General features: G+C 39.6%; 12 protein-coding genes, 1 pseudogene and 1 riboswitch. Of the genes and pseudogenes, 10 read left to right on the forward strand and 3 right to left on the reverse strand.

Annotated features, from left to right (window positions below; genetic code table 11):
* Positions 1-293 (reverse strand): annotated as a pseudogene (locus RH40_RS04740) (replication initiator protein RctB domain-containing protein); the annotation flags it as partial.
* Between the two features lie 1,217 nt (positions 294-1,510).
* On the opposite strand from RH40_RS04740, the gene RH40_RS04745 reads away from it, so the two are divergent.
* From RH40_RS04745 to RH40_RS04780, 8 genes are all read left to right on the forward strand, one after another.
* Entirely contained in the window at positions 1,511-2,728 is a 1,218-nt protein-coding gene (locus tag RH40_RS04745) for a ParA family protein (protein WP_009600233.1), read from the forward strand.
* Positions 2,729-2,735: 7 nt separating this feature from the next.
* The gene (locus RH40_RS04750) at positions 2,736-3,707 is read left to right on the forward strand and encodes a ParB/RepB/Spo0J family partition protein (protein ID WP_009600234.1); all 972 of its coding nucleotides are present in this window, start codon (positions 2,736-2,738) and stop codon (positions 3,705-3,707) included.
* A gap of 119 nt (positions 3,708-3,826) precedes the next feature.
* On the forward strand, positions 3,827-5,845 hold the full coding sequence (locus RH40_RS04755; RefSeq protein ID WP_009600235.1) for a tRNA(Met) cytidine acetyltransferase TmcA: 2,019 nt from the start codon (positions 3,827-3,829) through the stop codon (positions 5,843-5,845).
* A 182-nt stretch (positions 5,846-6,027) separates the two neighbouring features.
* A complete protein-coding gene (locus RH40_RS04760) occupies positions 6,028-7,707 on the forward strand; it encodes a flagellar assembly protein A (protein WP_009600236.1) in 1,680 nt (559 codons plus the stop codon).
* A 425-nt stretch (positions 7,708-8,132) separates the two neighbouring features.
* Positions 8,133-10,037, forward strand: coding sequence for a penicillin-binding protein 2 (gene mrdA / locus RH40_RS04765; protein WP_439144643.1), 1,905 nt, complete (start codon positions 8,133-8,135; stop codon positions 10,035-10,037).
* A gap of 138 nt (positions 10,038-10,175) precedes the next feature.
* On the forward strand, positions 10,176-10,883 hold the full coding sequence (locus RH40_RS04770) for a prephenate dehydratase domain-containing protein (RefSeq protein WP_009600238.1): 708 nt from the start codon (positions 10,176-10,178) through the stop codon (positions 10,881-10,883).
* Between the two features lie 120 nt (positions 10,884-11,003).
* A riboswitch (TPP riboswitch) is annotated at positions 11,004-11,106 on the forward strand.
* A 69-nt stretch (positions 11,107-11,175) separates the two neighbouring features.
* Entirely contained in the window at positions 11,176-12,006 is an 831-nt protein-coding gene (gene thiD, locus RH40_RS04775) for a bifunctional hydroxymethylpyrimidine kinase/phosphomethylpyrimidine kinase (protein WP_009600239.1), read from the forward strand.
* A gap of 274 nt (positions 12,007-12,280) precedes the next feature.
* On the forward strand, positions 12,281-12,952 hold the full coding sequence (locus RH40_RS04780; protein WP_009600240.1) for a phosphatase PAP2 family protein: 672 nt from the start codon (positions 12,281-12,283) through the stop codon (positions 12,950-12,952).
* 39 nt (positions 12,953-12,991) lie between these two features.
* Here RH40_RS04780 and RH40_RS04785 read toward each other — a convergent pair whose 3' ends face one another.
* Both RH40_RS04785 and RH40_RS04790 read right to left on the reverse strand, forming a co-directional pair.
* A complete protein-coding gene (locus RH40_RS04785) occupies positions 12,992-13,282 on the reverse strand; it encodes a hypothetical protein (protein ID WP_009600242.1) in 291 nt (96 codons plus the stop codon).
* Positions 13,283-13,443: 161 nt separating this feature from the next.
* Complete coding sequence (locus tag RH40_RS04790; RefSeq protein ID WP_009600244.1) at positions 13,444-14,301, reverse strand: LysR family transcriptional regulator; 858 nt, start codon at positions 14,299-14,301, stop codon at positions 13,444-13,446.
* Between the two features lie 101 nt (positions 14,302-14,402).
* On the opposite strand from RH40_RS04790, the gene RH40_RS04795 reads away from it, so the two are divergent.
* Both RH40_RS04795 and RH40_RS04800 read left to right on the forward strand, forming a co-directional pair.
* A complete protein-coding gene (locus RH40_RS04795) occupies positions 14,403-14,774 on the forward strand; it encodes a YybH family protein (protein ID WP_009600245.1) in 372 nt (123 codons plus the stop codon).
* A gap of 559 nt (positions 14,775-15,333) precedes the next feature.
* Positions 15,334-17,031, forward strand: coding sequence for a hypothetical protein (locus RH40_RS04800; RefSeq protein ID WP_009600246.1), 1,698 nt, complete (start codon positions 15,334-15,336; stop codon positions 17,029-17,031).
* Positions 17,032-17,040: the final 9 nt, after the last annotated feature.

A 17,040-nucleotide genomic window follows, 5' to 3' on the forward strand; every position in this document is an offset into this window, starting at 1 on the left:
GGCACTTGCTGAAAGAGGCCAATATTGACTGCGGCTCTGAGTCGTTGTTGTATTGCTGCTCTGGTGATATCTCCATCTGTAGCATTAATTAATTCAGTGGTGGAGACTAAGCCGTCCTTACTACTAAAGCCTTGTAACGATATTAAGTTCAATAGTTCAACAATACTCTTTGTTACACCTTTGAAATGCTGATATTGCTCTATCCAATTTACCGCAAGTTCAGAGACTTCAAATAAATGCCCATCTTTATGACTTCTAGGCGCTTTGATTAGTAACTTTTCGTTCAAACTCATTGTTAATTCCATGTTACATTTGCCGTAGTTGCGGCATAGTTCCGAAAGAATAATGAATATTAGATCATAAATAAAGAAAAATTTGCTGTTTTTAAATAACTGATCATAGTGATTATTTTGATCTAATATGATTATATGATCTAATGATCCAGTTAGGTTTCTGGTTTTATTGTATTGATTTTAAAGAGTATTTTTTTATGGCTCTTGAAAGCATGATCATAAGTTTAGGAAAGCATGATCATTAACTTATTGAAAGAATGATCAAATTCCGATGAAACAATGATCATCATTCTCTCGTAAAGATGATCATTAAGAAATGGAAACATGATCATCTAACATACACATCTTATCCACAACCGGGAGTGAAAGTTGTGGGCTTGAATAAGAAATTATAGTATTTGTCTGTTCAGTTTCATTGGAACAATGATCAAGGTGTGAGTCCTTTCTCTAACAAATGTACCAATTAAGCAAAGAATGTGGAGTTGAACATCTTCTTTGGAGCTTTTAAGCCCGGCAATAACCTTTATAAAGCCTCTTCGCCACTTCTCGAAAGCATGATCAAGAGATACATGCTGATATCGTTCTAAAGAGTTATGTTGTTGGATTGGTACAATCAAAATTGCATTTTAAACATAAATCCAATATCTGCCTGCATTCTTCCGTAATTTGTCTGCCTTTTTACATGCTTCCGGTAACTTAAGTTACTTGATCATTGATCCGTAATGGATCGTGTGATTCTTGTGTATTGAACCTGATATGATATAGCTTTTATTTCCTTGATCATTGATCCATAGTGTTATTTACTCCCAGAAGCATGATCAAGGATATAACCTTGATCATGCTTTCATACCTGAAGTTATATCAAAACATGGATTGTTCTTTCGTCGATTTTTGGTTTCTGAAAGTTGATTTATCAGAGGCCGTAAAATAGCGGCTATTCTCAATCGTTCCGATAAATGGCATAAATTTATACCCTTTACAATGTAAATAAGTGACACTGTAATATTTTAAAAATATTTTTTATCGCGATTACAAACCTGTTTGAGAAACTAAATATTTGACTCTTATTTAACGTTATCTTTCAGAATTTCGTAAAATTTAGTGTTAAATTACTCTTTAATGTGATTTTAATCAATTATTGCTTGGTCAGCTTTTTGTTGTTTATGTTTAATTTTGCTGTACAATTAGTAATAAGTCATCGTAATGGATAACAGTAAATGAAACGAGAAAATACAATTGATAATCTCATTCAATTAGCTGAAAAAACTGCTCAAGTTCAGGCAGACAGAATTGAGATTGTTTTAGAAGAGCGAAGTGATGAACATTTTCCTGCTATGTCAAAAGCATTAATGGAAACTCGTTCTGGTTTAACGCGTCGAAAGCTGGATGACGCCATTAGTAAACTCGAGTCTTCAGGACATCAGTTCACAAAAAATAATGCTAATCATTACTCAATATCATTACAAGAAGCGCATATGTTGATGGATGCTGCAGGCGTTCCCAAATTCCATCAAAGGAAAAACTCGGGTAACAACAAGCCTTGGATTATCAACGTTCAAAATCAAAAAGGCGGTACAGGAAAGTCTATGACGGCTGTTCACCTTGCTGCCTGTTTAGCCCTTAATTTAGATAAGCGTTATCGCATCTGTCTTATTGACTTGGATCCACAAGGCTCCTTGCGCTTATTTTTGAATCCTCAAATTAGCCTGAACGAGCATGATAATATCTATTCTGCGGTTGATGTTATGTTGGATAATGTGCCAGAAGAAGTAGAAGTTGACAGTCAATTTCTGCACAAAAATGTTTTACTTCCTACCCAGTATCCTAACCTTAAGACAGTGTCTGCGTTTCCAGAAGATGCCATGTTTAATGCTGAGGCTTGGCAGTCATTATCCCAAAACCAGTCGCTTGATATTGTTAAGCTATTAAAGGAAAAACTCATAGATAAGATCGCAAATGACTTTGATGTCATCATGATTGATACCGGCCCACACGTTGATCCTTTAGTGTGGAATGCTATGTATGCATCAAACGCATTGCTTATACCATGTGCGGCCAAGCGTTTAGATTGGGCGTCGACGGTTAACTTTTTCCAGCATCTCCCAACGGTTTATGAAATGTTTCCTGAAGATTGGCAAGGCCTGGAATTTGTACGTCTGATGCCAACCATGTTTGAAGATGACAATAAAAAACAAGTGGCTGTTCTGACAGAAATGAACTATTTACTAGGTGATCAAGTGACTATGGCGACGATTCCGCGTAGTCGGGCATTTGAGACTTGTGCAGATACCTACAGTACAGTATTTGACTTGACTACGAATGATTTCGAGGGGGGGAAGAAAACCCTGGCGACTGCACAAGATGCCGTTCAAAAAAGTGCGCTTGAGCTCGAACGAGTGCTTCATTCTAATTGGTCATCATTAAATCAAGGGTAATTAAATTATGGCTATTAAGACTTCAGATTTAAATGCACGTCTATTCGGAAAAGCGAACAAGCGACATGTATCTACCCCTCAAGAAGCTCAGCAGGCTGCAAAAGAGCAAGCGCAAATAATCGAGTTAGCTGTCGCAGGAGAGAAAACGGTTCAGTTTGAATTAGTGCGTATCCCTGCTGATGCTGTGAGTGAAAGAACAGTCGTTTTTGCTGAAAATGCTCGTGAGCAATCTTTTTTAAACGAACATGCTCTATCCGATGTTTTGGTTACGCTCAAAGAACGAGGCCAGCAATATCCTGCTGTTGGAAGAAAGCTAGAAAATGGAACAATAGAAGTTCTTGATGGTAGCCGGCGAAGAATGTCTTGTATTTTAGCCAATCAAGAGTTTCTGATTTATGTGGGGAAAGATATTAGTAAGGAACATGCAAAGTTTCTTTCTGATGTTGCTAATGCCCATAAGCCCCTTTCTTTATACGAAAAGGGAAAAGAAATGTTAGCCAAGTTAGAAAGTGGCGATGCTGAAGATCAGAAAGCGCTGGCGAAAATATTTCAATGTAGTGAAGCTCTTGTGAGTGGTGCGTTAAAAGCCGCTGATTTGCCGCTAGAGCTACTTCAAGCCTACCCTAGTGTTGCAGAGCTTGGACGACCGACGATCGTTAAACTGCATAAGCAATATTACCAATTAGAGCCATCTGGACAAAAAAAATTATTGGAAAAGTGTCGTTTAGGTGATGGTTTTATTTGGCAAAAGAGTCAATCGCAAGGCGTGGCTCGAATTACCAAAGAGGTAACCGAGACAATAGAAACATGGATTTCTGAATTGGCTCCAAACCCTAAGAGCAACACAATGAAAAAAGAACTGATCAAAGGAAGAGTTGCCTATACCAGAAAAGGCAGTAACCTTACACTAAATCTGAAGAAGGTGGATGAGCAATTTACTCAGGAATTGTTCGACTTTATCTCTAGCAGGTTAAGTTAGAAATATTATTAACCCAATCACTAAAGCCGCCGTCTGGCGGCTTTTTATCATAACGAAGGCACTTTGCTGTAGAAGTAATCCCTAGGTAATTTGGTTATAATACCTGTGTTTTATTTAACTTGGCATTAAGTTATGAACCCTCAAAGTACAGACACGTTTTTGTTGAACTTTTAAAATCTGCCTTATTCAGTAATCATCGCTTTGGTTTGGTTCTTGAGGGAGATGATAATTGGATAAAGCAACAGTGTTCCGCTCTATCCCCAATTTTTTCTCAAAACGTCGTTTTTCAGCTCGGCGGAAATCAGATAGACGAGTCGAAAAAAAGTGTTCGATACAATCAAGGACATTTTTTGTTAGGACAAGAGTGCCGTATTCTTATTTGTGATTTGCGAAGCGGCTTTGATGCTAATGCTTTTACCGCGGCCTCAGGCACTGTACTTGGTGGTGGGATAGTCCTCATTATCAAAAACCCCGACACCTTCAAAGGCTCTATTGCTAAGAAGTGGTTAAATGGCGCTTTTTCAAAGCTTAATGTGATCTCTCAAAACTCGCTTCTACCATCTTTATCCGTTTCTGAGCAGGCTTCTAAAAAATCTTTTGAAGAGCAACATAATGCGATCGAGAAAATTATCCGTGTTGCAGATGGACACAGAAAAAGACCACTTATTATGACAGCAGACCGTGGTCGGGGTAAGAGTAGTGCGTTGGGTATTGCTGCAGCGAAACTCATTATAAAAAAGCAACGTCATATTATAGTAACAGCGCCAAGTATTGCAGCTGTTCAACCTGTATTTGAGCATGCTAAACGTGAATTAGTTAATGTCGTTGAAAAGAAGACTTCGCTTCAATATGGACAAGCTACAATCGAATTTGTTGCTCCTGATGATTTGTTAACGCGATTGCCAAACTGTGATTGCCTTTTTGTGGATGAAGCTGCTGCTATACCTATCCCTATACTACAAAAGATAGCTCTGCATTATAATCGTTGCGTGTTTTCTTCGACAATACATGGATATGAGGGCAGTGGACGCGGTTTTTCTCTCAAGTTTCAAGCTTGGTTGAAAACGGTTCGTCCGAATGGTAATACGGTTCATATTCGCCAGCCAATTCGCTGGGCTGACAACGATTCGTTTGAGGAGTGGTTATTTGATACGTTTTTACTCAACGCTGAAAATGAACCTTACGCAGAGCCATTATCTAAAACAACCTTTTGTCGGATCCCACAACAACAATTAATCGAACAACCACACATATTAAAATCGTGCTTTGCACTTTTGGTGAGTGCTCATTACCAAACAACACCGAATGATTTGTTACTCTTATTAAGCGATGAGGCGGTACATGTTTATGCCGCGTTCACTAACAATCAATGTGTCGGATGTATTTTAGCGGTTGAGGAGGGAGAGCTTGATGATGACATACTCTCTGATATTCAGAACGGTAGTCGAAGACCTAAAGGTCATCTAGTGCCAGTTTTGCTTTCTAACCATCTTGGTTTGTCTGAAGCAGCACAACAACGAAGCTTACGTATAATGAGGATTGCCGTACATCCTGATTTGCATTCTAGAGGCATTGGTAGTGAGATGCTTTCAAAGCTCTTAGGCCTTAATGAATATGAATATTACTCATCAAGTTTTGGTGCTACTGAGGAATTAATTCGTTTTTGGCACAATAATGAATTTGTCCCGATTAAGCTAGGGAGCCACAAAGACCAAGCGAGCGGAACATACTCAGTTGTTATGGTGCATGGTCAGCATGGCTGGATTGATGACGCGCAGCAGTATTTTCGTGATGCGCTTTGCTACGGAGTTAGTAGTACGTGGTCTGAAATTGATACATGTCTTGTTCGAGCGTTATTGGGGACGTTAGCTCCGCTGAGCTCTAGCTCAATTCCTTACAGTTTATTAAAGCGTTACGCTGGAGGGGGAGCTAACTTTGATAGCGTTGCTGCCATATTGGATAAATGGTGGCAAGCTGAAACGAGCTTGATAACTAAGGTTGAAGATTTATTCATTCGGAGAGTTGTACAGAGAAAAGCTTGGTCTTACTGTGCAAGAGAGTTTGGCCTTACCGGGAAAAAACAAACAGAAAAAATGTTTCGAGAACAGTTGGGTAAACTATTAAAATCTTTGAATTAGGAGACAGTTTACAGTGTAAAGCTTAAAAGTAAGTTTGTTTAGATACCTTCTAGCCAATGTGCGCACATTTACACTGTAAACTTGTATTCTAGTGATGTAACCCAGAAAATGTCTAACTTATGATACAGAATTGAGGAAAAGTTAAGTAATATCAGAAGAGTGTATGCATAGGGAGTTTTGGCATGTGGGACAAGCTCATTACTTTTTCTGATGATAAACGGTTCGTTATTGCTAAGCTATCGGATGAACAAGTTACTGATAGCGATTTCAATACAGAAGACTTAGAAAACGCGCTGCAATTAATTGACGCCAAAGATTATTGCTTATTACAAGATGAAGTCACACGATTTATCAATTCTGCTAAAGAAATGAAAAGTGAGGCATATGAAGGTATTACGATTGCAGAGGTGCGAGATGCCAGTATTGAAGTTCTACTCTCTGATCAAAATATGCTTGCCAGCATGGTCGTTACTGGAGCGTACCGAGGAAAGCCTCTTAAAGGGCCCCAAATTGTACATGCTCTCGCAAAGGCGTTCGTTACCAAAGGAATAAACAAACTCGCTTTAAAGAAAGTTCTTGTTGTGAGTCATCAGCTTGGCGCCGGGGAAACCTTTACACAAGTTGTCGCCAAAGGAAAAGCGCCTATTCAAGGAACTGATACCAAGTTTACCCCATTAGTTGATGATCCAACAAAGCAGGTTTTGGCTCCCAGAGATACTAATAACGATGGGAAAGTCGATATGCTAAACCTTGGTGAAACTATAACGGTTGCTAAAGGACAACCTTTGATGAGGCGAACTCCAGCAACGAAAGGAACGCCTGGTTTGACAGTGCAAGGAAACGTTATTCCCTGTACCGCGGGTAATGAATCCACTTTTTATATTGGTATCGGAACAAAAGTGTCTCCGGAAGATCCGAACTTACTTATTGCAGAAGAAGGTGGAATGCCGATTCTTCAGGAGAGAGGGATGGATGTGGAGGATGCACTTTGCCTACCGAATATCGGTGTTGCTACCGGGCACGTAAAGTTCAAAGGTCATGTGGTGGTTACCGATAATATTGAGTCAGATATGATTGTTAGAGCGACTGGCTCTCTGACCGTTGGTGGGTTTATTGAGTCCGCTGATGTACAGGCTCAGGGTGACATTAATGTCGCGAAGGGGATCATTGGTCATAATGTTTCTGAAGATCAAAAAAGAAGTTGTGTAGTGAAGGCAGGAGGAAGCATTACCGCAAGCTATGGGCAATTTAGCGAACTTCAAGCAGGTGAAGATATCATCCTTTCGATTCACTGTATGAACAACGATATTCGTAGTGGAAGAGACTTAATTGTCTGCGATAGTGAATCAAAACAAGGGACATTGAGTGGAGGGCATGCTGTGATTGGAAGAAGAATTAGCTGCGTAAACCTTGGTGTAGAGGGAGATACAGCAACCTATGTCCAAGCATTTGCTCTGTACCAAAGATTCAAAGATCGTCAGGTGAAACTCCAAGAGGAATATAATGATGCTCAAGAGAGAACTATAGAGCTTGTACGCGAGGAGTTGGAGTTTAAGAAGATACCTAAAGGTGAGCGAGAACCAGAAAAAGAGCAACAGTTAGAATTGGATAAGAAGCTAGCAAAAGACAACCTAGAAGATGCTAAAAGCTTGAAAGAGACTAACGAGAGCGAGATGCAAATCGCTATAGATGAGAGTTATATTGAGGTTAAAACTAAAGTTTTTTCGCATGTTACTGTGCAATTTGGTGATGAAAAGGTAACGACTAAACGTTCTCATGGTCCAAGTTCGTTTAGATTTGATCAGTACAAAATTCATGTGACTTCTCTTCTGAAAGAAGATGATATCGAAGATAATGCTTAAACCAAATGAAAAAGAAGCCTACGGTGGCTTCTTCTTTTACTACACATTTCTTTCTTCTAATCAATTCTGGTTCAGCTCGATTCTTTTCTTTTGGAGTCTTTCCAATATTGTATGCGAATACGATGCAGTTGTGCTTTCCTAGCTTTCTTCATAAGTACCTACTTTCTTTGTTTATTTTTAATATGAAATAAGATTAGTACATTGGCTCTATAGTGCCAAAAAAAAAGTGTCAACATTTGCCTGCTAATGATCGCAAATTCCAATACTTGTAGAAGTAGGCTCGAATAAACTAACCACAGGCAAGTCAATCTCTCTATGTTGTTTACACTGCTCGTACATATTTTGATGACATAGCTGCTAGTGTTGGTAATAATGTAACAAAATGTAATTGTGTGGGTGTTTTTTAACCCAAGTTCCCAAATATGATTAGACATTATCATTCCAAAACAATTCGTAATTATCAGCAAGAAATAAGTCTATTTAGAAGGCGGGCACTTGCGGCTTTCATTGGAATATTAACTTTGATAGGAGTGCTCTTTTTGAATCTCTATCATCTTGAGGTTGAAGAAAAGAGTTATTACACAACTCGTGCCAATGATAACCGCATAAAAGTGGTTCCATTATCTCCCTCAAGAGGCTTAATTTTTGATAGGCATGGTGAAGTTCTTGCTGAAAACCTGCCGATATATGTTTTACAAATGATTCCCGAGAAAGTCGATGACTTAGCATCAGCTTTGGCAAGATTGAACAAGTACATAGACATAGAGGCTGATGATTTAGCTAAATTACGTAAGTCCCACTCTAAAAAATTTAATCCGGTGACGATAAAGACGGATTTAACCGATGAAGAGGTCGCAAGATTTTCCGTTCATCAATATGAATTTGAGGGCTTTTCAATTGATGTTAGGTATCGGCGTAACTATCCCTATGGTGAGATACTTACTCATGTCCTCGGCTACGTCTCACATATTAATGATAGAGATATTCAAAAACTGAGAGAGGCTGATGAGATATCCAACTATAGAGCGACAAAGGTAATCGGTAAACTTGGCATCGAAAAATATTATGAGAAATTACTACATGGCCAAGAGGGTTTCCAAGAGGTAGAGATTAATAGTCGAGGTCGCATAATTCGGGTTATTAAAGATGTTCCTCCAGTTGCGGGGAAAGACTTAATGCTAAATATAGACATCAACTTACAAAGGTTTGTGTTTGAAACTTTGGACCACCGTGAGGGTAGCGCGGTTGTTCTGGATCCAAAAGACAATAGTATATTGGCAATGGCATCAAGCCCGAGTTATGACCCTAACCTTTTTGTCGAGGGTATTTCTAGCAAGGATTATCAGAAATTACTCAGCAATCCCTTTCACCCTTTGGTCAATAGAGCAACGTTGGGGGTCTATCCACCGGGTTCAACCATTAAGCCATTTATGGCTGTGGCGGGGCTGAATGAAAATATCATAACACCGACAACGATACGTGATGATCATGGCACTTGGCATATCCCTGGTAGTGGTCGTCATGCAAAAGTGTGGCGCGATTGGAAACGTTGGGGACATGGGCCTGTTGATGTAACTATGGCAATCGAAGAATCAGTTGACTCATTTTTCTATCAAATGGCTTATAAGTTGGGTATTGACCGGATTTCTTCATGGATGAGAAAATTTGGTTTTGGTTGTCCCTCTGGAGTTGATATTCCAGAAGAAAGTTCTGCGAATATGCCGACCAGGGAGTGGAAAGAAGGACGCTATCGACAACCTTGGTATAAGGGAGATACGGTTCCTGTTGGTATCGGACAGGGATATTGGACAGCAACACCTTTACAATTAGCCAAAGCAACATCAGTCCTGGTTAACCACGGCTCAGTAAAAGTCCCTCACTTACTTAAAACTGTCATTGATCATGGAAATCCAGTAGCGTCAGCCACACTCAAGCAGACAGTCACTTTAGACAAGATTGAGGGAGTGAAGATGAGTACATGGGATCTTGCTTTAAATGCGATGCGCTTAGTTAACTCAGGCTCAAGAGGTTCTGGGCGACGTGCTTTCAGAAATGCGCCGTACTGCAGCGGCGGTAAATCAGGAACAGCTCAAGTATTTAGTTTAAAAAAAGATCAAGTTTACAAAAATATGAATGTCGCTTATAGCTTGAGAGACCATGCACTATATACAGCGTATATGCCATGTGAGCAGCCTAAATATGTTGCAACGGTTGTTATCGAGCATGGTGACGGTGGGGCAAAAGTTGGTGCACCATTTATACGTAAAGTGTTTGATTATCTTTATGTAAAAGAAGGCGCACATAAACAAGACAAACAAAAGACAAAGTGACGGTCGATTTACATTGTAAAATCAAGGAGTATGGATAAATACTCTGGAGTGGTGGGGATGTGATTTGAGTAATCCTGGGCTCGAGGAACAATAGATCCTGCCCACTTCTTTTTATTATTTGTCCAAGCTGGAATTTATATGAAACATCTGGTTATTGTTATTTCTTTTGTTATTTCATTGTGTTTTTTAATCTTTTCACGTGGCAGTGATACCATTTATGTTCAAGCTTCAAAAGGGAGTTTTAATGATGCCGCTATTCACCAGCTGTTTGAGCGAGATAAACATTTACAAGCGGAGCTCAACTTTTCTGGTACTCCCATCAATACCTTTATGAATGCTCATACTTATGGAGGTTATGCGTTTACTGCGGTAGAGAATAGCTCGATAGACGGCCGACTTGTACCAGCAACTGTTGAAGCATTAAAAAGCTATCAGATAGAAAAAGTTATAGCAAAAACCACTATGCCAATTGAGATGTGTGTATTGAGCAATCGTCGAGATGTTGAGAACAATATAGGAATAAGAAAAATAGCTTCTCATCCTGCGGCATTAAAACAAATATTGCGATGGAAAAGTGCTTTTTCGCCTGAAGAGATTGAGGTTCCAGAGGGGACTGCGTCTGCTGCTGAAAAGGTTGCTTTAAGTCAATTACCTCAGGGTACAGCAGCTATTGGACCATGTATTCTTGACCAAGTTTATAAAGGACTGGTAGTTGTTGAACGTGGAATTCAGGACAACAAGGATAATCAAACGACTTTTTTGCTTATGGATGTCAAGCCTAGAGATAAAAATGTTAGTGAACCTGAAGCTCGTCATGAGTTACGTATGGCGATTGAACGTGGCTAGATATCATATGGAGTTAATGTCAAACTAATCGAGAATACTTGTCTTGTAATTACTTGGAGATTTAAAAATCATAGCTTTAAATATTTAGCTGTAATGGTTGTAAATTTATTGGTAAGATTTTCGTCATAGTCGGGGAGCCTCAAAGATACAGGCTGAGATCGTCAAGAGACCCGTTGAACCTGATTCAGTTAATACTGGCGTAGGGAACTATGGATTTTAGTGTGCATTTTTGCGAGCTATTAAGTTCGGTGTACTTATTTTCTAGTTCTTATGCCTCTTCATAGGAGCTAAAATGCCATCTTATACTATGCCAAAACCCATTGTTCTTACCATTGCCGGCTCTGACAGTGGGGGCGGGGCGGGTATCCAAGCCGATATCAAAACAATATCGGCGACAGGCAGTTATGCGTGTTCTGTGATTACGGCGGTGACTTCTCAAAATACCCTAGGTGTTCAGGACATACACTCAATTCCTGCTCTGAATATTGAAAGTCAACTAGACTCGGTGTTTCAAGATTTAAATGTAGTGGCGGTAAAAGTAGGGATGCTTGCCAGTTCTGACATTATTTACATCGTTGCAAAAAAACTTCGACAGTACCGTCCCAAATATGTTGTGGTTGATCCTGTTCTTATTTCTACCAGTGGCTCTCGGCTTTTGAATTCAGATGCCTTAGTCGAGCTTAAAAAACAGCTTATCCCCATGGCTGATCTGCTGACACCGAATTTGTACGAGGGAGCAATATTAGCCTCAAGGTCGTGCCCCAGGAATGAACATGAAATGGAGGAAATGATCGAGCCAATGCGTGCTTTGGGTGCTAAGAGCATTTTACTAAAAGGTGGTCATTTGCAAGAGAGTCAGTACAGCAGTGATTTACTGATCCAACCTGACTCGAACGAGTTTCTAACCAGCAAAAGACATCAAACAAAAAATACACATGGTACTGGGTGTACACTTTCAGCAGCCATTGCTTCTTACTTGGCCCAAGGCAACTGTATCCACAAGTCGGTTTTTCTAGGTAAACAATATATTTCACAAGCCATCGCTTGTGCAGATTTACTTGAGGTTGGGAGTGGTTATGGGCCCGTCGAGCACTTCTTTTACGGGCATGAAAATGTTCGGTAATAAGGGATAGCAAGAAGCTCAACGAGTGAACTAATCGACGATTTATTCATCAGTTTTTAGTTTAAATGTAAGCTTAATCATGTGCTTATATTATTTCGAAGAGATTTATGGCGCAACTTTCAATAAATTGACACATTACTGATGAAGAGCTTACCCACCTAGGTCTACTATGCTGGTCAATAATAGTGTGCCGTGAATATGTGCCGTGAAAAATTTTGCAAATAATAACAGTAAAGGTCTTACCCTACTCACCATATATTTTTTGGTAGTGTTAATGCTATCAATTCTTGTGGGTAAAGTAGACTTACAAAGTAACGTCTCAGAGAGCGTGGGATTAATTATTAACCTAATTACTCATTCAGCTGGCCATGAAGGTTTTTGGATTACTTTACCTGTTCTAATTTTCTTATCGTGTAAACAATTAGTCAGTCGGCAAATTTTTTGGGTTAAAATGTTGCGGCTGTTACTCATTTTGGTTATCGGTTTTGCAGCAAAATCGGGTTTAAAAGCGTTGACCGAAAGTCCTCGCCCTTATACCGAACTACTCTCTTATGAGTTGCTGATACCAAACCCGGCACATTTCTATAAGTTGAGTAAATCACAACAAGATTTTGCCATTGATGAGCTCTCAAAGAGTGTTAGTGATTGGAGAACAAAAAATTGGAAGGGGGAGAGAGATTACTCTTTTCCTTCTGGTCATACTTTATTTGCTGCGATTTGTTTAGCTTTTTTTGGCGCTATTTTTTGGGAACAGCGACGATTTGGTTGGTGCATAATTTTAGGGTTTTGGGCGTCATCAGTCGCATTTTCAAGGCTGTGGCTAGGGATGCACCATCCCATTGACCTTTTAGGCTCGATTGTTTGCGTTGCCATTATTTACTTTTTTACAAGTAAAAGCGAGCCAATACTAGAAAGGTTGGGCAGTGCATTTGTAGGCTATTTTTGAAGAAACAAACAGGAGCCTTTTAACTCCTGTCTGAGCACTCTATAAATCGCGCATTAATATTTCGAACTCGTCTCTGGCTTCAGCGATTAGACGTGTCACCTCTTCTGCATCTTTTGAGTCCAAGTCTAATGTCCACTTTTTGCGCTCTTGTGTTCCGCATAAGCGAGTGTGATCCTCTATGGATTTGAAAGAAAGATCTTTAAACTCTGCCCAGTGGTGCTCTTTTTTCTCAACAATCTCAATATCAATGACACCGACCGGGTTGATTTCAATGTGAGCGTGGTTGTGGCTAATATCTTTAATTTCGTAAACGCGATGCACAGAAATCATAATCACTTCCTTATGTTGTTTTTCTGCATGGTTAGAAGATTATAGGACATAGAAATGAATAATTATTAACTATTTTATGGTTATTTTTGTGCGAGCGATCAATGAGATATCCATAGCATTTAATTTTTTATTTTTATCAATAAAATCATTTGCTTGGATGCCTAAAGATTGCTTAGTTCTTTACTTATAGCCTGTATAGCAAGCGAAACAGCAATAGGTGGCGTCCTTGGATACGGATGAATGGCATACACAGAAACTTTTGGTAAACGATGTTCTGGAAGACATGGGAATAGTTGAGGGCACCGTTTTAAGATAAACTCAGGAATCAGTCCAATTCCCATCCCAAGGCGAATCATAGATGCGACTTGATTGACGGAGTTCACCGTGTGTGATGCTGTGAATTGATACTCTAATGTAGATCCACTGGTTAGATGTTCAAATTTATGCGTGATCTTTTTGGGCTGCCAATGGTTAGCTATATAATCAGACTGACTCAGTACACTTGGTTTTGACTCTGAGCAGCAAAGTACATCTCTAAAACTACCAATTTTTCTTTGCTTATAATTACTGTCTGTAGATTCTCCAACTCGAATTGCAATATCAATATTACTCTGCATTAGATCTAACTGGTGATCGTCAGCTAAAAGCTCGAGCTGGACGTCTGGATATAACTTAAATTGTTCCGCTAGTGCTGTTGTGATGATTCCCTCCATTAAAGCATGTGGAGCTGTGATGGTCACTTTGCCTGAAGGAGTATTTTGTAGCTCAAGCATTTCATCCCATGCTCGATCAACAATATCGTTCATTGCTAAACAGTGTTGATAAAAGGCCTCGCCTTGTGGAGTGAGATGCTGTTTTCGAGTTGTACGTTTTAGAAGTACAGTTGATAGATCGGACTCAAGTTGTTTAAGTGCACTGCTCAATACTGATTTTGAAAGATCGAGTTTTTCTGCGGCTTTTGATATAGAACCGCAGTTTACAATGTGCATAAACAAGGTCATCTGGCGATGCTTTTTCATTTATTGTTCTCCATTTAAGAACATTAATTTCTAATATTTTTGTTTTTAAATGTCAATCTTCATTTTAAAGTGTCTCCATATTGTTAGAGGAGAAAACAAAAATGAACGAATCGGTATTGGATATTTGTAAATCAGCCCTTGAAGTGTGGGCAAATGCTTTTAATCGTCAAGATGCTAAGGGATGTGCGGAGCAATATGCTGAAGATTGTGTCATGGTTGCTAAGCCATTTGGACAATTCAAAGGTCGTGGAGAGATCGAAGCTCTCTGGCAAAATATCATTGATCAAGGCTTTAACGACGTTAATTATGTTGAGCCTGAATGGGAAAAAGTAGATGATAAAAGCTACATTCTGACTTCTAAATGGACAATGAATAAAGCTTATGGTGTTGTTCATAGAGAGCTATGGACCCTTCAAGAGGACGGCACTGCTAAGCTGACTTATGATGAATTTGAGGTTCAGGGCGAACGCTAGTCTACTGCCTTATAGTCTACCGCCTAAAAGCTGGGTAAACCGCCCAGCTTTTTCTCTTTCTCTAAACCAACAAGTTAAGCTTACTGTCTATTCTTCCTCAAATTCACCGTTCTGTAATAAATTTACCAAAAACAGTTTGGATAAATTGCACCCCTGAATCCTCTAGAATGAGGTGTCTTGACCCGCTAAGACGTTTTGATCGACTGTCTAGCACTTTAAATCTTTGCCTTGTCTTTAAGGTAAGTTATTCTCGCTTATATGTTTATAAGTAATAGATTTTTAGAGCTTTTTTATCTGTTTTTTCTTTTTAGTTGTTAGATATCTCATAAAATTAGTATTTATAAAATTACTAATGGGCTTGCGACGTTTATCATGTACTCCAAAGCTCAAGTGACTTAAAAGTATCGTTCTTGGAGTAGCATCACTGAGTGAGCTGTAGCAAAGTCAATAGATCAAGATTACTTGGTTATATTGCCTCTATAATAAGTGGATGTTTACTTTTTCTTATTTTTTTAGCTTCTCTTGATAGAGGCGTGTTCATTATTAATCGGAGTCGGCCGTGAAAAAATTAGTATTAGCAGCAGCAGTGGTTGCAGTGCTTGGTGTGGGTAGTTACGTTTATCAACAGAGTAAAGAGGCTAAAACAGGCGCTATTCTCGCACAAGTGCCTTCAGATACTCTGTTCTTATCTTATCAGACAGAAGCGATTGATTTGGGCGACTTCGTTGCCTCTACATCTGGTTCACAGCCAACTAGCACTCGAGAAATTTTTGCTGACGAGGATCTGTCAAGAGGTGCAAGCTTTATGCTTGATCTTTTTGATTCTTACTTACAGGCATCAACGAACCCGCAAGAACTGAAAGATTTTTTAGGTTTAGGAAACACAATTAATCCAGTGTTTTACACCCTTGGTGCGGTACCAGTGTTGAAACTTCCTGTCGAAAACCCAGCCGCTGTTTGGGATACCTTGGATAAGCAGGAAAGGAAGTCTGGATTTAAGCACGAACTGGTCAAAGAAGGTGCTATAGAATATCGTCGATATGAAATCAATAATGTTGGCGATAGCTTAGGTTTTGTCATAGCGGTCATCGATAATGTATTGACGGTTACTTTCGATGTGACCCCTTTTGGTCAAGATAATCCACTCAAACTTGCTCTTGGGCTCGAAAAGCCCGCTTCAAGTATGATGGATGTTGATCGCTTAACCAAACTAGAAACTCGTTATGGTAAAGAGAATACAGCATTTAGTTTTATCGATTTTCGCCAAGTTGCTACTGGCCTTACAACCAGAGATGGGAACTTACTTGCCCGTCAGATGAAGGTCTTCGAAAACGATGCAGAGTATGGTCAACTCCATATTTCATCGTGTAATACAGAGTTGACGCAAATTGCCAATAACTGGCCTCAATTGGTTGGTTTTGGTCGTTATGAACATAATTCTGATGAGCTTAATGTTAAAGGTAGTCTTGTTTTTGAGTCCAATAACCAAGTTATTATTGATGCTCTCAAATCTATTCGCGGTGCTCTCAATAGCACAGGTGAAACTCCGAGTATATTTGGCCTCTCGTTGGGTCTCGATGTTACTGCCTTGGCACCCGCTGTGAGTACAATATGGACGGAGTTGACCTCAACACAATACCAGTGCCCGATATTGGCTGATGCCCAGCTCAGTATGCAGCAAAATCCAGCTCCTATGATAGGTATGGGGGCAGGAATGCTGAACGGATTGAAAGGGGTAAGCTTCCAGTTATTTGATATTGATGTGGCAGCTAGTGGCATGAATGGGTCAGAAGTGAAGCAAATTGACGCTATGATTTCTGTCTCTGCGGACAATCCCGAAGCACTTCTCCAAACAGCAAAAATGTTTACTCCCGAACTGTCTAATATACAAATTCAGGCGGACAGTAAACCAGTGAATATTGGTCCTTTATTTACTCAGTACACTGGGATGCCAATGGATCTATATGCTCGTTTGAACGGAAGTCATTTGGCGCTTTATAGTGGTGAATTAGCGAAGAGTGCTAGTGAGAGTGTTATGATCAAACCGCTTTCCGCTGATGGCCTAATGAGCTTTAGCATGGATGGTCAGCGCTTATTCGAGTTCTCGAACAAAGCTGCTGAAATGACTGGAGAGGTGTTACCTAGTGATTTGACTTCTACTCTTGAAGGAGATGTTGTTGGAGAGATGAAAATGGATGTTATTGATCATGGCATTGCATTTGACTTTAACTATAAATTTACTAGCTTGAGCCACTAATAAAATAGT

Source organism: Vibrio caribbeanicus ATCC BAA-2122 (genome assembly GCF_000165125.1).
In the GTDB taxonomy this organism is placed as follows: Bacteria; Pseudomonadota; Gammaproteobacteria; order Enterobacterales; family Vibrionaceae; genus Vibrio; species Vibrio caribbeanicus.